Annotated in this window: 19 protein-coding genes; 18 read left to right on the top strand and 1 reads right to left on the bottom strand. The window is 55.4% G+C overall.

The window, feature by feature from the left end; all coding sequences use genetic code 11:
- Positions 1 to 30: 30 nt before the first annotated feature.
- The 13 genes from LT85_RS13395 (at position 31) to LT85_RS13335 (ending at position 14,075) form a co-directional block, all read left to right on the top strand.
- A complete protein-coding gene (locus tag LT85_RS13395) occupies positions 31 to 681 on the top strand; it encodes a YfgM family protein (protein WP_038489514.1) in 651 nt (216 codons plus the stop codon).
- 51 nt (positions 682 to 732) lie between these two features.
- Positions 733 to 1,878: an outer membrane protein assembly factor BamB gene (gene bamB, locus LT85_RS13390; RefSeq protein ID WP_052135158.1), complete on the top strand. Its 1,146-nt coding sequence runs from the start codon at positions 733 to 735 to the stop codon at positions 1,876 to 1,878.
- Positions 1,879 to 1,885: 7 nt separating this feature from the next.
- The gene (der, locus tag LT85_RS13385; RefSeq protein ID WP_038489511.1) at positions 1,886 to 3,229 is read left to right on the top strand and encodes a ribosome biogenesis GTPase Der; all 1,344 of its coding nucleotides are present in this window, start codon (positions 1,886 to 1,888) and stop codon (positions 3,227 to 3,229) included.
- Positions 3,230 to 3,377: 148 nt separating this feature from the next.
- Positions 3,378 to 3,614: an RNA chaperone Hfq gene (gene hfq, locus LT85_RS13380; RefSeq protein ID WP_019141241.1), complete on the top strand. Its 237-nt coding sequence runs from the start codon at positions 3,378 to 3,380 to the stop codon at positions 3,612 to 3,614.
- A gap of 51 nt (positions 3,615 to 3,665) precedes the next feature.
- Positions 3,666 to 4,790, top strand: a complete 1,125-nt coding sequence (gene hflX, locus LT85_RS13375; protein ID WP_038489507.1) for a GTPase HflX — start codon at positions 3,666 to 3,668, stop codon at positions 4,788 to 4,790.
- Between the two features lie 177 nt (positions 4,791 to 4,967).
- Complete coding sequence (hflK, locus tag LT85_RS13370) at positions 4,968 to 6,269, top strand: FtsH protease activity modulator HflK (RefSeq protein ID WP_038489504.1); 1,302 nt, start codon at positions 4,968 to 4,970, stop codon at positions 6,267 to 6,269.
- On the top strand, positions 6,269 to 7,165 hold the full coding sequence (gene hflC, locus LT85_RS13365; RefSeq protein ID WP_038489501.1) for a protease modulator HflC: 897 nt from the start codon (positions 6,269 to 6,271) through the stop codon (positions 7,163 to 7,165). Before hflK ends, hflC begins: the two co-directional genes overlap by 1 nt.
- Positions 7,166 to 7,420: 255 nt before the next feature.
- Positions 7,421 to 8,569 carry an ATP phosphoribosyltransferase regulatory subunit gene (locus LT85_RS13360; protein WP_038489498.1) on the top strand — a complete coding sequence of 383 codons (1,149 nt, stop codon included), beginning with the start codon at positions 7,421 to 7,423 and terminating at the stop codon, positions 8,567 to 8,569.
- Positions 8,570 to 8,572: 3 nt separating this feature from the next.
- Positions 8,573 to 9,886, top strand: a complete 1,314-nt coding sequence (locus LT85_RS13355) for an adenylosuccinate synthase (RefSeq protein WP_038489497.1) — start codon at positions 8,573 to 8,575, stop codon at positions 9,884 to 9,886.
- 7 nt (positions 9,887 to 9,893) lie between these two features.
- Positions 9,894 to 10,430, top strand: coding sequence for a phosphoribosyltransferase (locus LT85_RS13350; RefSeq protein WP_038489494.1), 537 nt, complete (start codon positions 9,894 to 9,896; stop codon positions 10,428 to 10,430).
- A gap of 144 nt (positions 10,431 to 10,574) precedes the next feature.
- A complete protein-coding gene (locus LT85_RS13345; RefSeq protein ID WP_081992366.1) occupies positions 10,575 to 11,879 on the top strand; it encodes an MFS transporter in 1,305 nt (434 codons plus the stop codon).
- Positions 11,880 to 12,048: 169 nt separating this feature from the next.
- Positions 12,049 to 13,041, top strand: coding sequence for an inositol 2-dehydrogenase (iolG, locus tag LT85_RS13340; RefSeq protein WP_038489491.1), 993 nt, complete (start codon positions 12,049 to 12,051; stop codon positions 13,039 to 13,041).
- Positions 13,038 to 14,075: a Gfo/Idh/MocA family oxidoreductase gene (locus LT85_RS13335; protein WP_038489487.1), complete on the top strand. Its 1,038-nt coding sequence runs from the start codon at positions 13,038 to 13,040 to the stop codon at positions 14,073 to 14,075. Before iolG ends, LT85_RS13335 begins: the two co-directional genes overlap by 4 nt.
- A gap of 81 nt (positions 14,076 to 14,156) precedes the next feature.
- Here the strand turns inward: LT85_RS13335 and LT85_RS13330 are convergent, their stop codons facing one another.
- The gene (locus LT85_RS13330) at positions 14,157 to 15,023 is read right to left on the bottom strand and encodes a MurR/RpiR family transcriptional regulator (RefSeq protein WP_038489484.1); all 867 of its coding nucleotides are present in this window, start codon (positions 15,021 to 15,023) and stop codon (positions 14,157 to 14,159) included.
- Between the two features lie 232 nt (positions 15,024 to 15,255).
- On the opposite strand from LT85_RS13330, the gene LT85_RS13325 reads away from it, so the two are divergent.
- The 5 genes from LT85_RS13325 (at position 15,256) to iolD (ending at position 22,318) form a co-directional block, all read left to right on the top strand.
- Positions 15,256 to 16,308 (top strand): sugar ABC transporter substrate-binding protein, encoded by a 1,053-nt coding sequence (locus LT85_RS13325; RefSeq protein ID WP_172656981.1) that lies wholly within the window; start codon positions 15,256 to 15,258, stop codon positions 16,306 to 16,308.
- Between the two features lie 229 nt (positions 16,309 to 16,537).
- Complete coding sequence (locus LT85_RS13320; protein WP_038489481.1) at positions 16,538 to 17,698, top strand: ABC transporter permease; 1,161 nt, start codon at positions 16,538 to 16,540, stop codon at positions 17,696 to 17,698.
- A 2-nt stretch (positions 17,699 to 17,700) separates the two neighbouring features.
- Positions 17,701 to 18,483, top strand: a complete 783-nt coding sequence (locus LT85_RS13315; protein WP_038489478.1) for an ATP-binding cassette domain-containing protein — start codon at positions 17,701 to 17,703, stop codon at positions 18,481 to 18,483.
- 11 nt (positions 18,484 to 18,494) lie between these two features.
- Positions 18,495 to 20,450 (top strand): bifunctional 5-dehydro-2-deoxygluconokinase/5-dehydro-2-deoxyphosphogluconate aldolase, encoded by a 1,956-nt coding sequence (locus LT85_RS13310; protein WP_038489477.1) that lies wholly within the window; start codon positions 18,495 to 18,497, stop codon positions 20,448 to 20,450.
- Entirely contained in the window at positions 20,447 to 22,318 is a 1,872-nt protein-coding gene (gene iolD / locus LT85_RS13305) for a 3D-(3,5/4)-trihydroxycyclohexane-1,2-dione acylhydrolase (decyclizing) (RefSeq protein WP_038489474.1), read from the top strand. The genes LT85_RS13310 and iolD overlap by 4 nt, the downstream gene beginning before the upstream one ends.
- Positions 22,319 to 22,342 lie beyond the last annotated feature (24 nt).

The raw sequence follows: 22,342 nt of genomic DNA, 5'->3' as shown, positions 1-22,342 counted from the left end.
TTATCATCAACACTAAAAACTAAAAATCATATGGCATTCGATCTCGACGAACAGGAACAACTGGCAACGCTTAAGGATTGGTGGAGCAAATACGGCAATCTGACCACTTGGGTACTGATTGTCGCCTTGGCAGCTTATGCTGGCTGGTCCGGCTGGAATTATTATCAGCGTAGCCAGGCAATCCAGGCGTCACAGCTCTACGACGAACAGCAAAAGGCGGTGACGGCGAAAGACAGCGCCAAGGTACAGCGTGCAGCTGCCGACATCCAGCAGAAATTCGGTCGTACCGCCTACGCCGCAATGGCAGCGATGTCTGCTGCTAAAGTTGCATTCGACGCCAATGATTTGAACGCCGCCAAGGAACAGCTGCAATGGGTTGTCGATCACGGCCAGGATGACGATTACAAGGCGCTGGCTAGAATTCGTCTGGCAGGCATTTTGCTGGATCAGAAGGCTTATGACGACGGTTTGAAAGTGCTGGCGGCTGACCTGCCGCCGCCTTTCGCTAGCGCTGCCGCCGATCGCAAAGGCGATATCCTGGTGGCGCAAAACAAGCTGGACGAGGCGCGCGCCGCTTACCAGTTGGCCTTGGACAAGATGGATAGCAAGAATCCTGGCAAACAACTGATCCAATTGAAACTGGATGCGATTGGCGGAGCTCCAGCCAAGGCCGCAGCCTGATAATCCAAGAACATCCGAAAAAGGAAGAATATGCGCGTTATGACTATGCGAATGACTATGCGAGCGGTGAAGGTAGCCTCTGTCTGTGCCGGCGCTCTGCTGGTATTGGGTGGCTGCTCCTTGTTCAAGGGCAAAGCGCCAAGTAACCCGCCGGCACCTTTGGTCGAGTTCACGCAAAGCCTCAAAGTGCATCCAGCCTGGACGCTGTCCTTGGGCAAGGCTGATATTTTCACATTCACGCCGGCGGTTAGCGGCGACAGCGTGTATGCAGCCGCGGCTGACGGCACCGTGGCCCGCGTCAATGCAGCTACCGGAACGGTTAACTGGAAGATCAGCGCAGGCACCCATTTGACCAGCGGCGTAGGCACTGACGGTACGACTGTCGCGGTCGCTGGCGAAAAAGGCGTATTGCTGGCGTTTGACGCAGAGGGCAAGAAGCGCTGGCAGGCACAGACTACGAGCGAAATCCTGTCGGCGCCGGCAGTTGGCCAGGGGCTGGTCATCGTCCGTAGCCAGGACAATCGTATCGCCGCATTCGATGCTGAAACCGGTGAGCGCCGCTGGACCGTGCTGCGCACCTTGCCGCCGTTGACCTTGCGGTCGGCGCCTGGCATCCTGATTGTTCCTCAGGCAACATTCTTGTCATTGCCAGGCGGTCGCTTGTCGGCATTGAACCTGACTAATGGTGGCCCATGGTGGGAGATGGCGATCGGCGATCCGCGCGGCACGACTGAGTTGGAGCGGGTGGCGGATGCTTCCGGCATGCCGGTTATCGTCGGTCGTGAAGTCTGCGCCGTAGCTTATCAAGGCCGGGTCGGCTGTTTCGACGCCGGTAGCGGCCAGGCGCACTGGGTCAAGCCGTTTTCCAGCGATGTCGGTGTCGGCAGCGATGGCAAAAATGTCTATGCAGCAGATGAGCGCGGCGCAGTATCCGCGTTCACTCTCGACGGCGGTGCGGTAGTATGGCAAAACAAGCAGTTGGCCAATCGTGTGCTGACTACTCCGGTAGTATTGGGCAATACAGTCGTGGTCGGCGATTTTGAAGGGTATATTCACTTCTTGTCGCGTGAAGACGGCGCACTGAAAGCACGGATTCGTGTAGATAGCAGCCCGGTCCTGCCGAATCCGGTAGTGGCTGGCTCTAATGTGATTTTTCAAACCAAAGCAGGAACATTGATCGCTATTGCGACAGAGTAAGATTTTAATGAAGCCAGTAATTGCACTTGTAGGACGTCCCAATGTCGGCAAATCGACCTTGTTTAATCGCCTGACGCGTTCACGCGATGCCTTGGTCGCCGATTTGCCCGGCTTGACGCGCGATCGCCACTACGGCGAGGGGCGGGTTGGTGAGCGGCCATTCCTGGTGATCGATACAGGCGGTTTCGAGCCGGTTGCCAAAGAAGGCATCATGCATGAAATGGCCAAGCAAACCAAGCAGGCGGTGGCTGAAGCCGACATCGTGATTTTCATCGTCGACGGCCGTCAGGGCCTGACTCCGCACGACAAGACCATCACCGACTTTTTGCGTAAATCGGGCCGCTCCGTGATGCTGGTGGTGAACAAGTCCGAAGGCATGAAATACACCTCGGTCACCGCTGAATTCTATGAGCTGGGCATGGGCGATCCTTACGTGATCTCTGCCGCCCACGGTGACGGCGTCGCCGATCTGGTGGAAGAATCGCTGAACCTGGCATTCGCGCAGCGTCCACCAGAAGAGGAAGAGCCTGAAAGCAAGGATCGCGGCATCAAGATCGCTATCGTCGGCCGCCCGAACGTCGGTAAGTCAACGTTGGTGAATACCTTGCTGGGTGAAGAGCGCGTGATTGCGTTCGATATGCCGGGCACTACTCGCGATTCGATCGAGATTCCATTCGAGCGTGAGGGCAAGAAATATACCCTGATCGACACCGCCGGTATTCGCCGTCGCGGCAAGGTGTTTGAGGCTATCGAGAAATTTTCGGTGGTCAAAACTTTGCAGTCGATTTCAGAAGCTAACGTGGTTTTGCTGCTGCTCGATGCGCAGCAGGATATCTCCGAACAGGACGCCCACATCGCAGGCTTCGTGCTGGAGTCTGGTCGTGCGCTGGTGGTTGGCGTCAACAAGTGGGACGGTCTCACTAGCGACCGTCGCGACGAAATCAAGATGGACATGGACCGTAAGCTGAACTTCCTGTCGTTCGCCAAATTCCATTTTATTTCGGCATTGAAATCGACCGGCATCACGCCGTTGATGAAATCCATCGATTCCGCTTATGCTGCAGCGATGTCCAACCTGACTACGCCAAAGCTGACGCGTGCCCTGATCGAAGCAGTAGAGCACCAGCAGCCGCGGCGTAAGGGTTCGATTCGGCCGAAGCTGCGTTATGCCCACCAGGGCGGTATGAATCCACCTATCGTCGTCATCCACGGCAATGCCTTGGAATCGATCGAAGATAACTATAAACGTTATCTGGAAAAACATTTCCGCGAAACTTTTTCACTGGTTGGGACTCCATTACGTATCGAATTCAGATCGAGTAGAAACCCTTACGCGCGCCAGGAAAAATAATTTTTTAAAAATACTTTTTTCTAAGCAGTAAATCTGAAAATCGTTTACATTCGTAAAACACCCACCGAGTCATTCACTTAGAATCGTTTTGGTTCTATATGCGTTTTTGCATTTTGACTTCTAATCACAACAACACAGTGGAGTAGCCATGAGTAATAAAGGGCAATTGTTACAAGACCCGTTTTTGAACGCCTTGCGCAAAGAACATGTTCCGGTTTCGATCTATCTGGTCAACGGCATCAAACTTCAAGGCCATATCGAATCCTTCGATCAATACGTCGTTTTACTGCGTAATACCGTTACCCAAATGGTATACAAACACGCCATCTCAACCGTAGTTCCTGCTCGCGCTGTCAATCTGAATCTTGAATCTGAAGCAGAGTAATTATTTGCTGCCCGCTTTATTTGACATCGGGGCAACCTCACGATTGTTCCTATGCGCGCAGCGCTAGTCGGTGTGGACTTCGGCAAAGGTGACTTTGCTGCGAGTCTGGAAGAGCTTTCCCTGTTGGCCAAGTCCGCAGGTGCGTTGCCGCTTGTCACCATTACAGGCAAGCGCAGCAGCCCGGACGCCGCCTTGTTTGTCGGCTCTGGCAAGGCTCAGGAAATCGCCGATGCCGTGTTTGATGATGAACTTGAAATCGTCATCTTCAATCACGCCTTGTCGCCGGCCCAACAACGTAATCTTGAGCGTGTACTCAAAGTCAGAGTGCTGGATCGTACCAGCCTCATCCTCGATATCTTTGCCCAAAGAGCCAAAAGCCATGAAGGTAAAGTGCAGGTTGAGCTTGCGCAATTGCAGCATCTGGCGACGCGTCTGATACGCGGCTGGACGCACTTGGAACGTCAAAAGGGGGGTATCGGGCTACGCGGCCCAGGTGAAACCCAGCTAGAAACTGACCGCCGCCTGCTCGGCGACCGCGTCAAGGCCTTGCGGGCCCGGCTTGACAAGTTGCATAAGCAGCATGCCACGCAAAGGCGTGCTCGCGGCCGTAGCGCAACGATTTCGATTTCGCTGGTGGGCTATACCAATGCAGGCAAGTCAACCTTGTTCAATGCTTTGGCCAAGGCTGGCGTGTATGCGGCGGATCAATTGTTCGCTACGCTAGATACCACATCCAGGCGTGTGTATCTGGGGGAGGCGGGGAGTGTGGTGATTTCCGATACGGTCGGTTTCATCCGTGAATTGCCGCATCAACTGGTGGCTGCATTTCGGGCTACCCTGGAAGAAACCATCCATGCTGATCTGCTATTGCATGTGGTTGATGCGGCAAGTCCGGCGCGCATGGAGCAAATCGAGCAAGTGAATCTTGTGCTGAAAGAAATTGGCGCCGATCACATTCCTCAGATACTGGTGTGGAACAAGATAGATGTAGCGGAGCTGGAGCCTTCGGTCGAGCGTGATGAGTATGATAAAATTCAGCGAGTTTTCATTAGCGCGCAAAAGGGTATCGGTCTGGATTTATTGCGTCAGGCCATTACAGAATTTGTGACTCAGAATCCTACCGCGCCAGCCTATTCAGTCATTCCTGCCGCGGATCTTGAGAGTAACCAGATATAACAGGTATGAAGTGTTTTTAAACAAATTCTTACATGTTTCCCAGTTGCAATTTCTAGTTTGGTTCTGTTAAAAGAAAGTTGTAGCAAATTCTCGAGTTCTCAAGGTCTCAAGTTTTATTAAGCGCCTCTAACGAGCATTCCAACCTATTTGTTTTATTTACTTAAAGATAACGATCGAATGCTTGGTACCTTATTCAAAAAGCTTGGCTTGAAATTTTCGCTGAACGACCCGCAATGGGGCCGTAATTCGCAAAATGACAACAAGCAAAACAATGATGGCAAAAAGCCAAATAACGGCCCTCCGGATCTGGATAAGCTGTGGCAAGACTTCAATCAGCGGCTGACTCGTCTGCTCGGTAATAAAAACGGCGGGGGCGGCGACTCCAATGGTGGCGGCTTCAATCCTGGTATGAAAGGTGCCGGTGTCGGCGTCGGTGCAATTGCCGTAGTAGTGGCGTTGCTGTGGCTGGCGAGCGGTTTCTTTACCGTGCAGGAAGGCCAGACCGGCGTTGTGATGACATTCGGCAAATACAGCCATTCGACCACGCCAGGTTTCAACTGGCGCTGGCCTTATCCGATTCAAAGCCACGAAATCGTCAACGTTTCGCAGGTGCGTACGGTGGAAATCGGCTATCGTGCCAGCGCTAAGAACAAGCAGCCTAAAGAAGCCCTGATGCTGACCGATGATGAAAACATCATCGATATCCAGTTCGCCGTGCAATATACGCTGAAGAGCGCATCCGACTGGGTTTTCAACGTGCGCGATCCGGAAGAAACCGTGCGCCAGGTTGCTGAAACCGCGATTCGCGAAGTGGTCGGCAAGAGCAAGATGGATTTCGTGCTGTATGAAGGCCGTGAAAAAGTGGCGCTCGATACACAGCAACTGATGCAGCAGATTCTGGATCGTTACAAGGTCGGCGTGCAAATCACCAACGTCACCATGCAAGGCGTACAGCCGCCTGAGCAAGTGCAGGCTGCATTCGACGATGCCGTTAAGGCTAGCCAGGACCGCGAGCGTCAGAAGAATGAAGGCCAGGCTTACGCTAACGACGTGATTCCGAAAGCCCGTGGCGCTGCATCGCGCTTGCTGCAGGAAGCGGAAGCCTATAGCGCGCGCGTAACAGCGAATGCCGAAGGTGATGCCTCGCGTTTCAAGCAGGTTCTGACCGAGTACCAGAAGGCTCCTGCCGTGACGAGAGACCGGATGTACCTGGATACCATGCAACAGATTTTTGCGAATACGACAAAAGTGATGGTTGATGCTAAAAGCGGGAGTAATTTATTGTATTTGCCATTGGATAAACTGATTTCACAGTCCGTTTCAGGCGCTGCAGCCGGTGCCGGTTCGGGCAACGCAAGCAGCAGTGCCACGCTGCCGTCGACTGTCATGAAAGACGGCGCCAGCACTGTAGAACAGCGGCCGCAGCCTGATGATCGTTCGCGCGATAGCCGCGACTCCCGCGATCGGGAGGGCAGATAATGAATCGTCTTATTACGTTGCTGATAGCTATTTTTGCTGCCCTCTGGCTCCTGTTTTCAACCATTTTTGTGGTTGATCAGCGCCAGTACGCGATCTTGTTTGCCTTTGGTGAGGTGAAGCAGGTAATCAGTGAGCCAGGCTTGCATTTCAAATTGCCGCCTCCGTTCCAGAATGTGTTGTTCCTGGATAAACGGATCCTGACGATTGATCCGCCTGACACCGACCGTTTCATCACCGCAGAAAAGATGAACATTCTGATCGATGCCTTCACCAAATGGCGAATTGTCGATCCGAAATTGTATTTCGTCAGCTTCGGTGGCGATGAAAAACGCGCGCAGGATCGTATGTCGCAAATCGTCAAGGCAGCGTTGAACGATGAAATCACCAAGCGCACGGTGCGTGAAGTGATCTCTGGCCAACGCGGCAAGGTAATGGATTCGATTCGCAGCAAGGTGGCGGAAGAAGCCAAGCAGATCGGCGTCGATATCATCGATGTACGCCTGAAGCGGGTTGACTATGTCGATCAGATCAACGCCTCGGTGTACGACCGCATGAAGTCGGAGCGTTTGCGGGTTGCCAATGAGTTGCGTTCCACCGGTTCTGCCGATTCTGAAAAGATCCGTGCGGATGCGGACAAGCAGCGTACGGTGATCCTGGCGGAAGCTTATCGCGATGCCGAGAAGATGCGCGGTGAGGGCGATGCCAAGGCTTCGCAGATTTATGCCCAGGCATTCGGTCAGAACCCGGAGTTCTACAAGTTCTATCGCAGCCTCGAAGCGTATCGCGCCAGCTTCAAGACGCGCCAGGACTTGATGGTGATCGATCCAAATTCGGAATTTTTTAAATATTTCCGTAGTCCGGCCGGTGGTGGAGCGGTAGCGCCGGCAAAAAAATAAACCTGCTGGTGCGAGGATGAAGTAGTCTCGGAATGGCGTCTCGCTTGAGGCGCCATTCCTTATTTTCGACAGCCGCAAGTTAATTCTTCGTCCATGAAAAGCACGAAAGAAACATAAAGGAAGTCTTGTGACTTTCTTTCGTGCTTTTCGTGTTTTTCATGGATAAATACGTAATATCAATGAATAATATCGAAGCACCGATCTTCGGATCCGCGAAAATCGCTGAAAAGTAACCTTCCAAAGACTCATTTTCCTATGCCAAATTGGCTTCTCCCTGAAAATATCGCCGATGTCCTGCCATCCGAGGCGCGCAAGATTGAAGATTTGCGCCGTCTGATACTGGATAATTTCCGTTTGTACGGCTATGAGCTAGTCATGCCGCCGATGCTGGAATATCTGGAATCCTTGCTAGCCGGCGCCGGCCTAGATACCGATCTGCGCACCTTCAAGCTGGTTGACCAGTTGTCGGGCCGCACCCTCGGCATTCGTGCTGACATGACCACTCAGGTAGCGCGTATCGACGCCCATTTGCTGAATCGCGAATCGGTGACCCGCTTGTGTTACGTCGGCAGCGTCTTGCATACCCGTCAGATTGGCTTGCATGCAACGCGCGAACCACTACAGATCGGCGCTGAAATCTATGGTCATCTCGGTCTCGAAGCTGATGCGGAAATCCAGGAGCTAGCCTTGGCGACCCTGGCTTTGGCTGGTATTTCGCAAGTACGCTTGGATTTGTGTCATGTCGGTATCTTGCGCACGATTATCGGCGGCGATGAAGCCGCCAAAGTGAATGAGATCGCTCTGGTAGCGTTGCTGGAAGCCAAGGATTTGCCCGGTTTGCGCACGATTAGCGTGAATTACAAGCCGGAAACCCGGGCTGCCTTGCTGGCATTGCCAGGTTTGTATGGCGACGCCAGCGTCCTGCAAGAAGCGCGGCAGAAGCTGCCTGCCTCGCCAGCTATCGCCAAAGCGCTTGACGAACTGGAAACCCTGGCCGAAGCTGCCGGGAAAGATTATGTAACCGTCGATTTAGCCGATTTACGCGGGTATCATTACGAAAGTGGTTTGATTTTCGCCGCCTACGTACCCGGTCTGCCGAACGCGATATTGCGCGGCGGACGCTATGACGTTGGCGCTGCATTCGGCCGTTCGCGGCCGGCGACCGGTTTCTCGATGGATTTGCGAGAGCTGGCAAGACTGATTCCGGTAGCAATCCGCAAGCGTGCGATTCATGCGCCTTGGGGAATTGAAGCAGGTTTGAAGGAAAAGATCGTTGAATTGCGCAAGGCTGGGGAAGTTGTGATCCAGAGTCTGCCCGGCCATGAAAACGATCAAGACGAATTCGATTGCGACCGTGCGGTTGTACTCGAAAATGGAAACTGGATTATCAAAAATTTGGACTAAGTGATGTTACAGAAAAGCACCGCAAAAAACGTCGTTGTGATTGGCACCCAATGGGGCGACGAAGGAAAAGGCAAGATCGTTGACTGGCTGACCGACCACGCACAAGCAGTTGTGCGTTTTCAAGGCGGCCATAACGCTGGCCATACATTGGTCATCGGCGGTCACAAGACGGCGTTGCAACTGATCCCGTCCGGCATCATGCGCCCGGGCGTCGCTTGCTACATCGGCAACGGCGTAGTGTTGTCGGTGCCTGATTTGCTGCGCGAGATCGATAAATTGCAGGCGGCCGGCGTTGAAGTCGCGTCGCGTCTGAAGATCTCGGAAGCTTGCCCGATCATTCTGCCTTACCACACTGCACTTGATGCGGCGCGGGAAGCGGCGCGCGGTGATGCCAAGATCGGCACCACCGGCAAGGGTATCGGCCCTGCCTATGAAGATAAGGTAGCCCGTCGCGCGATTCGCGTGGCCGACCTGCTCAACGAAGAGCGCTTTGCTGAAAAGCTGAAAGCTAATCTCGAATATCACAATTACGTGCTGACCAATTACCTGAAGGCGCCTGCTGTCGATTATCAGAAGACGCTGGACGATGCGCTGGCAACCGTAGAACGCCTGCGGCCTATGGTGGCCGATGTGTCGAGCGACTTGTATGCTGCCTATAACAACGGCGCCAGCCTGCTGTTCGAAGGTGCACAGGGTAGCCTGCTGGACGTCGATCACGGTACTTACCCGTTTGTCACGTCGAGTAACTGCGTGGCAGGCAATGCCGCCGCAGGCAGTGGTGTCGGCCCGAACATGCTGCACTACATCCTCGGCATCACCAAGGCTTACACCACGCGTGTCGGTTCTGGCCCGTTCCCATCCGAACTGCCAACCGACCAAGGCGTCGGTAAGCATTTGGCCAGTGTTGGCCACGAGTTCGGCACTGTGACCGGTCGTGCCCGTCGTTGCGGCTGGTTCGATGCAGCGCTGTTGAAGCGTTCGGTGCAGATCAATGGCGTCTCCGGCATGTGCCTGACCAAACTGGATGTGCTGGATGGCCTGGAAACGCTGAAACTGTGTACCGGCTACACGCTCAACGGCAAGACCGTGGATATTTTCCCGGTCGGCGCTGAAGAAGCCGCACTGTGCCAGCCAATCTATGAAGAAATGCCGGGCTGGAGCGAGTCGACAGTCGGCGCCAAATCCATGGATGCCTTGCCGGCGACTGCCCGTGCCTACATCAAACGAATCGAAGAACTGGTAGGCGTGCCTATCGATATGGTATCGACCGGTCCTGATCGTGAAGAAACCATCGTTTTGCGTCACCCATTTAAATAAAAACAATATGAATAAATCAGATGATCAGCACCTATGGGTCTCCTGGGATGAATATCACAGCGTAATCGAAAAACTGGTCCTCAATGTCCATGCTTCCGGCTGGCAGTTTGACCAGGTGCTTTGCCTGGCGCGCGGCGGCTTGCGCCCGGGCGACGTGTTTTCGCGTATTTTCGATGTGCCGCTGGCGATCCTGTCGACCAGCTCATACCGTGAAGAGGCCGGCACGGTGCGCAGCGAACTGGATATTGGCAAGCACATCACCATGAGCCGTGGCGCCTTGTCTGGCCGGGTCCTGGTAGTGGACGACCTGGTCGATTCCGGCGTCACGCTGGATAAGGTGTTGCACCACCTGAAGGAAAACTATGCACCGGTGACCGAGGTCAAGTCTGCGGTAATCTGGTGGAAAGCCTGCTCGTCGCTGAAGCCGGATTACTACGTCGATTACCTGCCGACCAATCCTTGGATTCACCAGCCATTCGAAGAGTACGATAGCCTGCGTCCGCACCAGCTTGAAGCCTGGAGCAGAAAAGGCGTATCGCGCTAAGCCAGTCTTGGATGTCAGGAATTGCCAGAACTGACAGAACTGTTTAAAAGCCTCGTTGAAATTCAACGGGGCTTTTTTTATGCTTGCTGCATAATCGTGATGCCCGGATAGCAAAGCGGCGTGACAATATAAGGGGATATATCTATGAGCAGCATTGGGAGCACTATTGGCAGTGGCGACAATAGCAACACTGCGGCGTTCAAGCAGCATCCACAAACCTGGCGTGCGGTTATTTCATCCTCCATCGGTAACGCGCTCGAATGGTTCGATGTCCTGATCTACAGCGCTATGGCGGTCACCATCGCCAAGTTGTTTTTTCCTACAGAAAATCAGACCGTTTCACTATTGATCACCTTTGCCACGTTCGGCGTGTCGTTTTTCATGCGTCCGCTGGGAGCGGTTGTGATTGGCGCTTATTCTGACCGCGCCGGCCGTAAAGCGGCATTGACGCTCTCCATTTTGCTGATGATGATCGGCACCTTGCTGATTGCGATCATGCCGACCTACGCGCAAATCGGGTTGCTGGCGCCGGCCGGCATCGTCGTGGCGCGCTTGCTGCAAGGTTTTTCCGCTGGTGGCGAGTTCGGCAGCTCGACCGCATTCCTGGTGGAACATGCGCCGCATCGGCGCGGCTTTTTCTCCAGCTGGCAGGTCGCCAGCCAAGGCATGAGCATTGTATTGGCGGCAGTCTTTGGCGCGATCCTGTCGTCGCAGCTCTCCACCGCTCAACTTGAGTCCTGGGGCTGGCGCTTGCCGTTCTTCTTTGGCATGCTGATCGGGCCAGCCGGTTACTATATCCGCCGCAACCTGGAAGAGTCGCCTGAATTTGCGCAAGCCGACGCCACCCGCACGCCATTGCGCGACATCATGCGCGACCAGAAGCTGCGTTTGCTGATCGGGGCCGGCAGCGTCATCATGGCGACTGTCTCGGTTTATCTGGTGGTCTACATGCCGACTTATGCAGTGAAGCAGCTGGGTATGACATCGACTGCGTCCTTTAGCGCTACCATCCTGGCGGGGGTGATCATGCTGCTGTTTTCGCCACTGGTGGGACAGCTTTCCGATAAATACGGCCGCACGCCGTTCATGTTGGGCAGCAGTGTGTTGTTCGTCTTGCTGACCTATCCGCTGTTTTCGTGGCTGTCCTTCAACCCCAGTTTTTTCAATCTGCTGCTGGTGCAGGGCGTGATCGGTTTGCTGATGACCATGTATTTCGCCTCAATGCCGGCGCTGCTGTCTGATATTTTCCCGGTCCAGACGCGTGGCACCGGCATGTCTCTGAGCTACAACATTGCAGTGATGATTTTCGGCGGTTTCGCCGGCATGACGATCACTTGGCTGATTGCGGTGACCGACAACAAGCTGGCTGTTACTTTCTATGTGATCGGCGGCGCTTTGCTGAGCGTGATCGCTACGCTCGCCGCACGTTACAAGCTGCGCATACGTTAAATGTTTTAGCGGATAGCGTGGCAGGCGAGGTGGCATGTCTGCCATGCAAAAAAAATTCGATTAAAAAAATAAACGAAAAATTGTTTCTAAATTGGCCGTTTCATGTCTACAATAAGAGAAAGCGAGATTGGAAGCACCATCATAAATAGAGATTAAATGGAGAAGAGACATGATTAATGTTGCGGTATTCGGCGCCGGTCGTATTGGCAAAATCCACGCGGGCAATCTGGTGCTGCAGCCAGGCGCCAACTTGAAATACGTCAGCGATGTGAATGTGCAGGCGGCGCAAGAACTGGCGACGCAGCATGGAGCACAAGTGACCGATATCGACAGCGCGCTGGCCGATCCGAGTATTGGCGCAGTGCTGATCGCCTCCAGCACAGATACCCATGCCGAACTTATCTTGCGCGCCGCCGCTGCCGGTAAAGCGATTTTTTGTGAAAAGCCGGTCGACCTTACGCTGGAGCGCGCCAAGGCCTGCGCCAGCGCGGTTGCCGCAGCCGGGGTGACTTGCATGATCGGCTTCCAGCGCCGTTTCGACCCGACTTTCGATGCCCTCAAGACGCGCCTTGCCGCCGGCGAGATAGGCGATCCGGAAATGCTGATCGTCACCAGCCGCGACCCAGGCGCGCCGCCGGTATCGTATATCAAGAGCTCGGGTGGCATTTTCAAGGACATGCTGATCCACGATTTCGATATTTTCCGCTGGATACTGGACGATGAAGCCGTCAGCATCTCGGCCACCGGCAGCTGCCTCACTGATCCCGCAATTGCCGACGCCGGCGATATCGATTGCGCTGCTGTCACCATCCGCAGCCGCCGAGGCCGCCTGTGCCAGATCAATACCAGCCGTCGCGCCGCATACGGTTACGATCAGCGCTTCGAAGTGTTGGGCAGCAAAGGCATGCTGCAAGCTGGAAATCACAAGCCGACCGAAGTGGTCGTCTCCAGCGGACTGAGTGTCAGCGGCGATAAGCCGGAGCATTTTTTCCTGGAGCGCTATCGCGCCGCCTATGCCCGCGAGATCGCCCATTTCTTTGATGCCGTGGTGAATAAAGTTGCGGTCCGCACTACGATACAAGATGGCGTCAAAGCGTTGGAACTGGCCGAGGCGGCAACGCTGTCCTGGCGTGAAAACCGCACAATCGAGTTGGCAAAATGAGCAACTCCTCACACCACGCACCCATATTGAAGGTTGGTATCGTCGGCCTGGGCAGGTTAGGGCGGCGTCATGCCGAAAACCTCATGTCGCGGGTTCCTGGCGCAACGCTGGTGGCTGCCTGCAGTCCGCTATCGAGCGAACTGGAATGGGCGCGCGACACATTGCAAGTGCCACATCTCTATGAGGATTACACCGCCTTGCTGGCGCATGACGGGCTAGATGCGGTGTTCCTCGTGACGCCGACCTCTTTGCATCCGCAGCAAATCATCCAGGCGCTGCAGGCCGGCAAGCACGTGTTTTGTGAAAAGCCCTTGTCGCTGGACCTGGAGGATTGCCGCCGCGTCAGCGCTGAAGCTGCTCGCCATCCGCAGTTGCAGGTGATGATCGGTTTTGTGCGGCGCTTCGACGCCAGTTATCAGGACGCATATAGAAAAATCCAGCACGGAGCGATCGGCTCGCCCTTCATGGTGTATTCGCAAACCTGTGACCAATATGATCCGGACGGCTTTTTCGTCAAATTCGCCGCGACCAGCGGCGGCATATTTCTCGATTGCAGCGTGCACGATATTGACCTTGCGCGCTGGTTGCTAGGCAATCCGCAGCCGGTCAGGGTCTATGCCAGCGGCACCCGGGCCATCCATCAAGATCTGGCGCAGTTCCAGGATGTGGACAACGGCGTCGCCATCTGTGAGTTCGAGAACGGCAAGATAGCGACCTTCTATGCTTCGCGCACTATGACGCATGGCCACGACACGATGACGGAAATTACCGGCACGGCAGGGCGCCTGACGGTGGGCAGCAATCCGCGCAAGAATCGCCTGGAAATTGCAGACGCGCATGGCGTCCGCAACGAGTGCGTGCCTAGTTTCTTCGAACGTTTTGAAGATGCTTTCCTGACTGAAGTCAGTGCTTTCGTTGAGGCGGTGCGGCAGCGGCGCAAACTTGAGTTGACCCTGGCCGACGCTACCGAGGCGACACGGATCGGCATCGCCTTGCGTGAATCCCTGTTGTCAAAGCAGCCGGTATTGCTGTAATTGCGATTGCTCCACTTCTTCTTGCTTCATGAGGTGAGAAGAAGTGGATAAAGTATTGAAAGTATTGTGTTTTGTTGCTTCTTATTCATCGTAGCCTTCAATTGCGCCAGTTTCTTCAACGTTAAGCTCCAACCGATAAGCCAGGGCAATAAACAATGCCTGGCATAGGCACATGGCATTGGTCAGCGAACGGAACGCAAACGCGCTGCCTTCTTTCACTGTCAACAGCACTGATGCATGTCTGGCCAACGGGCTCAATTGGCTATCTGTGATTACTAGCGACTTGGCTTGATGGTGGTGGGCCAGCCTGACGCAGGCCTGGGTTTCCTTGCCGTAAGGGGTGAAACTGATGGCGATCACCACATCATTCTTGCCGATGCTGCGGATCTGTTCGCGGATCATTCCACCCAGGCCGGACAGCATGTGTACCCGTTTATTTGTGTGTTGCAAGGCGTACACGATATAGCTGGCGATCGGGAAAGAACGGCGCACCCCGATCACATAGATATTTTCAGCCTTTTGCAACAGTTTGACCGCTGCATCGAATTGCACATCGTCCATGCCGTTCAATAATTCGTCCAGGCCGCTACGGCTGGCGGCGATGAATTCGCGCGCCATGGAACCGCCTGTGAGCGGCGTGGGCTTGGCGTCGATCAGCTTGCGGATTCGCTGCTGATAGTTTTGAGATGGAATCGCCTGCGCCGTATAGGCATCGCGAAAAACCGCCTGCATTTCGCTAAAGCCGCTGAAACCGAATTGTTTGGCAAAACGCACAATGGCGGACGGTTGTACCTCGCAATGCTCGGCAATGTCGCTGATCCGCTCCAGCATCAGGCTGCTGCGATGCTGTTCCACATAGGTGGCGATAATTTTCAATTGCCGCGAAAGCGTCGCGTACTGGTCGGCTATCTGCAGCATCAATTGATCGACAGTCGGAGTGTCTGCCATGGGGTACTTTCTTTATAGGTATCGTGAGGCAATTATAAAGATATTTCATCTTTTGCACGTAGCAAGTGAAAATAAAATTCTAAATTAAATTTAATTGAAAAAATTGTTGCATATTGAATCCGCTTGTTCTATTGTTTATTACCGATGAAGAAATCGGGTTCGGGTGATCGGGCAAAGATCGACCCAAAGAGCTGCAAATAAAACAACAGCGAAAACAACAATGGAGATGACTATGCAACGACTCAGAAGCAAGGGGCGGGTTAATATAACCAAGGCCCTGATGGTGGCGGCATTGGCGGTGGGCTTTGGCGCAATGAGCAGTAGTTACGCAGCGAATGAAAAATTTGTCCTGATCAGCCACGCACCCGATTCCGACTCCTGGTGGAACACCATCAAGAACGCCATCAAACAAGCCGGCGAAGATTTCAATGTCAGCGTCGATTACCGCAACCCGCCCAATGGCGACCTGGCCGACATGTCGCGCCTGGTTGAGCAAGCCGCGGCCCGTCATTACGATGGAGTCATCGTCAGCATTGCCGATTTCAGCGTGCTGAAAAAATCGGTGGAAAGCGTCACCGCCAAGAAAATCCCGCTAGTTACCATCAATTCCGGCACCCAGAAACAAAGTGAAGAGTTGGGCGCCATCATGCATGTCGGCCAACCGGAATACGATGCAGGCCATGGCGCCGGTGAAAAGGCCAAGGCGGCCGGCATCAAGTCTTTCCTGTGTGTGAATCACTATGCCACCAACCCGTCTTCTTTCGAGCGTTGCCGCGGTTTCGCCGACGCCATCGGCGTCGATTACAAAAAGGCTACGCTTGATGCCGGCCAAGATCCAACCGGCATCGAGAGCAAGGTCAGCGCTTATCTGCGTAACAACCCGGGTACCCAGGCAGTACTGGCGCTGGGACCGGATTCGGCTGCGCCAAGCTTGCGTGCGCTACAAAAGATGGGCTTGAAGGGCAAGACCTGGTTCGCCACTTTCGATCTTTCCGACGAAATCGCTAAGGGCATCAAGGATGGTTCGGTCCAGTTCGCGATTGACCAGCAGCCCTACCTGCAAGGCTATATCCCGGTTGCTGTACTGGCTATCATGGCGCAAGACAAAATCACCGACGTCGCCGCCATTCAGGCCAAGCTGAAAGCCAATCCGAAGTTCCAGGCGCGGCTGGCGGAATACGGCCTGGCGCCGATCTACGGGCCACGCCACATTAGTTCAGGCCCCGGTTACATTACCAAAGATAATCTCGATAAAGTGTTGAAATACGCTGGCCAATATCGCTAATCAATATCGCTAATCAATATCTCTTATTCATCGCGTTTGGTTGATTGATAGCATTTCCTTGCCTGATCACCCCGCCCGGCGCGGGTGGTCGGCAAGCCAAGATCCTTGGGGGGGCGGCTCTCCCGGGCGCAGTCGCGCCGGCTGAATTTCGCCTTGAGTTTCGCGTTACCCCATCAAAGCTGCCAGTCTGAGGTTTGACTACTGGCCAATACAAGCAGGAGATACAGTCATGAATTCAAGCAGTGCGCACGCTGACAAGCTAAGTGCCGATGGCAGCGGCCCGGCGCAGCAAAACGTTGCCCCGAAAGACGAGCGGGTCCGTAAGGAAGGTTCTTTGAAGCGCTTCCTGGGACGGCCCGAATTTGCTTCGCTGGCAGGCGCTATCCTGGTGTTTATCGTATTCGGCATCGCTGCCGGCGACTCTGGCATGTTTAACCTGGACGGCGTCATCAACTGGATGCAGGTCGCGGCCTATCTCGGCCTGATCTCGATCGGCGCCTGCGTGCTGATGATCGCCGGCGAATTCGATCTGTCGATTGGCTCCATGATCGGCTTCGCCGGCATGATGGTGGCGATTCCTACCGTCTATTTTCACTGGCCGTTCTGGCTGGCGGTAATGTTCGCCTTTGCCGGTTCGATGGCGCTGGGCTGGCTGAATGGTTATCTGGTGGTCAAGACCCGGTTGCCGTCCTTCATCGTCACGCTGGCATTCATGTTCATTTTGCGCGGCTTGACATTGGCGCTGTCGATCATGTTCGCCAACCGCACGATCGTCAGCGGCGTTGGCGATCTGGCGGCACAGGACTGGCTCGGCAGCTGGCTGTTTACAGGCAACCTCGGCAGCGGCCTGTTCCACTGGATGGCGGCCCAAGGCTGGATCGCTACTGCCGCCAACGGCCAGCCATTGGTGGGCGGTATTCCTAAGGTGATTGTCTGGTGGTTGGTGCTGGCGCTGGGCGCAAGCTTCGTCCTGGCGCGGACGCGGTTCGGCAACTGGATCTTTGCCGTCGGCGGCGACGCCAACGCCGCCAAGAACGTCGGCGTACCGGTCAAGCGCGTCAAGACCTCGCTGTTTGTATTCACGGCCTTTTGCGCTTGCCTGTTCGCCGTGCTGCAGGTCGCCGATGTCGGCTCCGCAGCGGCGGATCGCGGCTTGCAAAAGGAGTTTGAAGCCATCATTGCAGCGGTGATTGGCGGCGCCTTGCTGACAGGGGGCTACGGCTCGGTGATCGGCGCCTGCTTCGGCGCGCTGATTTTCGGTGTGGTGCAGATCGGGATTACCTACACCAATCTCAATTCTGACTGGTTCCGTGTGTTCCTCGGCGTGATGCTGCTGGTGGCCGTGCTGTTTAATAATTATGTCCGTCGCCGTGTGACGGAAGCGAGGTAATCATGGATGACACTATTCTTGCTCTGGAAAACGTCAGCAAATACTTTGGTTCGGTGATCGCTTTGCAAAATGTCACATTGCGCCTGAAAAAGGGCGAGGTGCATTGTCTGCTGGGTGATAACGGCGCCGGGAAATCAACCTTGATCAAGACGCTGGCCGGGGTGCACAAACCGTCGGAAGGCGAGTATCTGGTCGATGGCAAGCCGGTTTCTTTCAATTCTCCGAAGGAGGCGCTGGATGTCGGCGTCGCCACTGTCTACCAGGACTTGGCGCTGGTGCCTTTGCTGTCGGTGGCGCGTAATTTCTTCATGGGGCGCGAGCCGACCAAGAAGGTGTTCGGCATCACTGTCATGGATATCAACTACGCGGCGGAGACTGCGCGCGCCAAACTGGCCGAAATGGGCATCATGGTGCGCGACCCGCATCACGCTATCGGCACCATGTCTGGCGGCGAAAAGCAATGCCTGGCGATTGCCCGTGCGATTCACTTCGGTGCCAGGGTATTGATTCTCGATGAGCCGACTGCGGCGCTCGGCGTCAAGCAATCGTTCAATGTGCTGAAACTGATCCACAAGGCGCGCGAGCGCGGCATATCGGTGATCTTCATCACCCACAATGTGCATCACGCCTATCCGATCGGCGATTCCTTCACCTTGCTCAATCGCGGCAAGTCGATGGGGACGTTCACCAAAGACAATGTCACCAAGGATGAAGTGCTGGACATGATGGCTGGCGGTGCAGAAATGCAAACGCTGATGAACCAGTTAGAAGGCATTCAGGTTTAAAGGAAATACTCATGCTACAAACTAACAATATCTTTGCCGCAGGCCGCAAGCTTGACGTCATTTGCATCGGCCGTCTTGCGGTGGACCTGTATGCGCAGCAAATCGGCGCGCCGTTGGCCGATGTCACCAGCTTTGCCAAGTATCTGGGCGGCTCTTCAGCCAATATCGCGTTTGGCTGCGCCCGGCTTGGTTTGAAGTCGGCGATGCTGGCGCGGGTCGGCAATGAACACAATGGCCAGTTCCTGACTGCGGCGCTGGCGGCGGAAGGCTGTGACGTCAGCCAGATCAAGATCGATCCGGAGCGGCTGACTGCGCTGGTGATGCTGGGACTGAAGGATAAAGATACTTTCCCGCTGATTTTCTATCGTGATAATTGCGCCGACATGGCCTTGTCTGAAGATGACATCAGCGAGGCATTTATCGCCTCTAGCAAGGCGCTGCTGATTACCGGCACCCATTTCTCCACCGAACAGGTGCATCGTAGCTGCAACCTGGCGCTGGACTATGCGCGTCGTAACAATGTCCGCACGGTTCTGGATATCGATTACCGGCCAGTATTGTGGGGGTTGACGCAAAAGGGCGACGGCGAAACCCGCTTTATAGCCAATGGCAGCGTCACCGCACATCTGCAATCGATCCTGGCAAAGTTCGATCTGGTAGTTGGTACGGAAGAAGAGTTCATGATCGCCGGCGGTGGTAAGGACATTATCGCTTCGCTACAAGCTGTGCGCGCAATCACCCAGGCGACGTTGGTGGTTAAACGCGGGCCGTTGGGCTGCGCCGTGATCCATGGCACGATCCCGGCCTCGCTGGACGAAGGTTTCAATTACAAAGGCGTGCAAGTCGAGGTGTTGAACGTGCTTGGCGCCGGGGATGCCTTCCTTTCCGGATTTTTGAAAGGCTGGCTGAATAACGAAGATGACGAAAGCTGCTGCCGCTACGCCAATGCCTGCGGTGCGCTGGTGGTATCGCGCCATGCATGTGCGCCAGCCATGCCGACGCCGGTCGAGCTGGCTTATTTCCTGGAACACGCTGAGTGCATGCAAAGGCCTGATCAGGATGCGCATCTGCAGCGCTTGCACAGGGTCACTGTGCCGCGCAAGAACTGGGATGAAGTCAATGTGTTTGCATTTGACCATCGCAACCAGTTCTTTGAGCTGGCGCGCGAATCCGGTGTCAGCGAAGCGCGTTTGCCACAGCTTAAACAGCTGCTGGCGCAAGCCGTGGCAGCCACCGAACAAGCGCTGGGTTTGCAAGGGAAAATCGGCATATTGTCAGATGACCGTTATGGCCAGGATGCACTGAACGCCGCCACTGGACGCGGCTGGTGGGTCGGCCATGCCGTAGAGTTGCCGCTCTCTAATCCGCTCGAATTCGACTACGGCCGTTCGATAGGTTCGCATCTGCTGAGCTGGCCCAAGGAGCATGTGGTCAAGTGCCTGGTGCAGTTCCATCCGGACGACGCGGTTGAGAAGCGCCTGGAGCAGGAAGCGCAAATCCGCGCCTTGTATAACGCGGTGCAAGTCAGCGGGCATGAATTACTGCTGGAAATCATTCCACCAAAGGATTTGCCGAAAGCCGATGATACGGTGCTACGGGGCCTCAAGCGCTTGTACAACCTGGGCATTTATCCGGAATGGTGGAAGCTGGAGTCGATGTCGGAACAACAATGGGCCGCGGTTGACCGCTTGATTGCCGAACGCGATCCATATTGCCGTGGCGTGGTGCTGCTTGGACTGGCCGCACCGGTAGACGAACTGGCGGCGGGTTTTCGTGCTTCGCGCCATAGCACGACTTGCCGTGGGTTCATGGTCGGCCGCACGATTTTTCACGAGCCGTCAAAACTCTGGTTGCAAGGCCAGATTGACGACGCCACCTTGATTCAGCAGGCAAGAGCCACGTTTGAACAGCTGATCGGTGTCTGGCGTGCAAGCCGCGCTGAAAACCATCAGGAGCGCGCAGCATGAGTGCATCCGGGAAAACCATACGCCTGACCATGGCGCAAGCGCTGGTGCGTTATCTGGCTGCCTTGCGGGTGGATCCTCCGGAGGGAGAGGTTGCGCTGTTTGGCGGGGTCTTTTCTATTTTCGGCCATGGCAATGTGGCTGGATTGGGCGAGGCCCTGTATCAATATCGGGAGCAGTTGCCAACCTATCGGGCGCATAACGAACAAGCCATGGCGCATGCAGCGATTGCCTACGCCAAAACCCATATGCGGCGACGCATGATGGCGGTGACCAGTTCGATTGGGCCGGGCGCCACCAATCTGCTGACCGCGGCTGCGCTGGCGCATGTCAATCGCTTGCCGGTACTGCTGCTGCCGGGCGATATCTTTGTTTCGCGGCGGCCCGACCCGGTGTTGCAACAGGTAGAGAATTTCCAGGATGGCGGCGTGTCGGCCAATGATGCGTTCAAGCCGCTGTCCCGGTATTTCGACCGTATCTATTATCCGGAGCAGTTGCTGACCGCATTGCCGCGAGCGATACAGGTGCTGGCCGATGCTGCCCAATGCGGACCTGTGACCTTGGCTTTGCCGCAAGACGTGCAAACCATGGCCTATGATTATCCGGTGGCGTTCTTTGCGCCGCAAATCGTCAAATTCCGTGCCCAAGGGCCTGCGGTGGATGAGTTGCAAGCTGCTTTGGAATTGCTGAGGAGCGCAAAGCAACCTCTGATCGTCGCTGGCGGCGGCGTACTGTATGGCGAAGCGACCGAGGCCCTGCGTTGTTTCGCCGAAAAACATGCAGTGCCGGTGGCTGAAACTCAGGCGGGGAAAAGTGCCTTGGCCTGGCGTCATCCGCTGCAACTGGGGGCGCTTGGCGTGACCGGCTCGCCGGCAGCCAATGCGTTGGCTGCCAAGGCGGATGTGGTGATTGCGGTGGGAACCCGGCTGCAAGACTTTACGACCGGCTCGCATTCCCTATTCGGCCAAGCCAAACTGCTCAGCATCAATGTCAACGCAATTGACGCCATGAAGTGGCAAGCGACGCCGATGCTATCCGACGCCAAGCTGGGTTTGTCTGCTTTGTCGCAAGGCTTGCAAGACTGGCGCTCCAGCGCAGCTTGGCACACACTGGCGCTGGAGCAGGCCAATATCTGGCGGAGCACAGTCGACTGGATCACCAGCCAGCGCGAAGTCAGTGCCCCCGCGTTGCCCTATGACGGTGAGGTGATTGGCGCGGTACAGCGCTCCAGTATCGATTCGACCGTGCACGACATTGTGGTCTGCGCAGCGGGCACCTTGCCGGCCGAGCTGCATAAATTATGGCGCACCTCGACGCCGGGCGGTTATCACGTCGAATATGGTTATTCCTGCATGGGTTACGAGATTGCCGGAGGCCTTGGCGTCAAGCTGGCGCAGCCGGACCGCGATGTGATCGTGATGGTAGGCGATGGCAGCTACCTGATGATGAATTCGGAAATAGCCACTTCGGTCATGCTGGACCGCAAGCTGATCATCGTGGTGCTGGACAATCGCGGCTATGGCTGTATCAACCGTTTGCAGCAAGCCTGCGGTGGCGCGCCGTTCAACAATATGCTAGAAGATTGTCTGCAAGGACCGCTGGGCGCGCCCGCGATAGATTTTGCCGCCCACGCAAGATCGTTGGGCGCGCTGGCTGAAAACGTCAAGACGATCTCCCAGCTGGAGGCCGCCATGCAAAGGGCGCGTGCGGCGGATCGCACCTATCTGGTATGTATCGATACCGATCCGACGCGCACCACTGAAGAAGGCGGTTGCTGGTGGGAGGTCGCGGTGCCGGAAGTGTCGCAGCGTGAGCAGGTAAAGGCGGCGAGGGCAGAGTACGAGCAGGCCCGGCAACAGCAAAAAGTGTAGAAGTCAGCTTTTGAATCAGCGAGA

The organism is Collimonas arenae, assembly GCF_000786695.1.
In the GTDB taxonomy this organism is placed as follows: domain Bacteria; phylum Pseudomonadota; class Gammaproteobacteria; order Burkholderiales; family Burkholderiaceae_D; genus Collimonas; species Collimonas arenae_A.
The sequence above is the reverse complement of the archived record's forward strand: the minus strand, read 5'-3'. Positions and strand labels throughout refer to the sequence as shown.

Bases quoted from the DNA above. Each gene is read 5' to 3' on its own strand.
- LT85_RS13395 (WP_038489514.1), top strand. From the start codon at position 31: ATGGCATTCGATCTCGACGAACAGGAACAACTGGCAACGCTTAAGGAT.
- bamB (WP_052135158.1), top strand. From the start codon at position 733: ATGACTATGCGAGCGGTGAAGGTAGCCTCTGTCTGTGCCGGCGCTCTG.
- der (WP_038489511.1), top strand. From the start codon at position 1,886: ATGAAGCCAGTAATTGCACTTGTAGGACGTCCCAATGTCGGCAAATCG.
- hfq (WP_019141241.1), top strand. From the start codon at position 3,378: ATGAGTAATAAAGGGCAATTGTTACAAGACCCGTTTTTGAACGCCTTG.
- hflX (WP_038489507.1), top strand. From the start codon at position 3,666: ATGCGCGCAGCGCTAGTCGGTGTGGACTTCGGCAAAGGTGACTTTGCT.
- hflK (WP_038489504.1), top strand. From the start codon at position 4,968: ATGCTTGGTACCTTATTCAAAAAGCTTGGCTTGAAATTTTCGCTGAAC.
- hflC (WP_038489501.1), top strand. From the start codon at position 6,269: ATGAATCGTCTTATTACGTTGCTGATAGCTATTTTTGCTGCCCTCTGG.
- LT85_RS13360 (WP_038489498.1), top strand. From the start codon at position 7,421: ATGCCAAATTGGCTTCTCCCTGAAAATATCGCCGATGTCCTGCCATCC.
- LT85_RS13355 (WP_038489497.1), top strand. From the start codon at position 8,573: ATGTTACAGAAAAGCACCGCAAAAAACGTCGTTGTGATTGGCACCCAA.
- LT85_RS13350 (WP_038489494.1), top strand. From the start codon at position 9,894: ATGAATAAATCAGATGATCAGCACCTATGGGTCTCCTGGGATGAATAT.
- LT85_RS13345 (WP_081992366.1), top strand. From the start codon at position 10,575: ATGAGCAGCATTGGGAGCACTATTGGCAGTGGCGACAATAGCAACACT.
- iolG (WP_038489491.1), top strand. From the start codon at position 12,049: ATGATTAATGTTGCGGTATTCGGCGCCGGTCGTATTGGCAAAATCCAC.
- LT85_RS13335 (WP_038489487.1), top strand. From the start codon at position 13,038: ATGAGCAACTCCTCACACCACGCACCCATATTGAAGGTTGGTATCGTC.
- LT85_RS13330 (WP_038489484.1), bottom strand. From the start codon at position 15,023: ATGGCAGACACTCCGACTGTCGATCAATTGATGCTGCAGATAGCCGAC.
- LT85_RS13325 (WP_172656981.1), top strand. From the start codon at position 15,256: ATGCAACGACTCAGAAGCAAGGGGCGGGTTAATATAACCAAGGCCCTG.
- LT85_RS13320 (WP_038489481.1), top strand. From the start codon at position 16,538: ATGAATTCAAGCAGTGCGCACGCTGACAAGCTAAGTGCCGATGGCAGC.
- LT85_RS13315 (WP_038489478.1), top strand. From the start codon at position 17,701: ATGGATGACACTATTCTTGCTCTGGAAAACGTCAGCAAATACTTTGGT.
- LT85_RS13310 (WP_038489477.1), top strand. From the start codon at position 18,495: ATGCTACAAACTAACAATATCTTTGCCGCAGGCCGCAAGCTTGACGTC.
- iolD (WP_038489474.1), top strand. From the start codon at position 20,447: ATGAGTGCATCCGGGAAAACCATACGCCTGACCATGGCGCAAGCGCTG.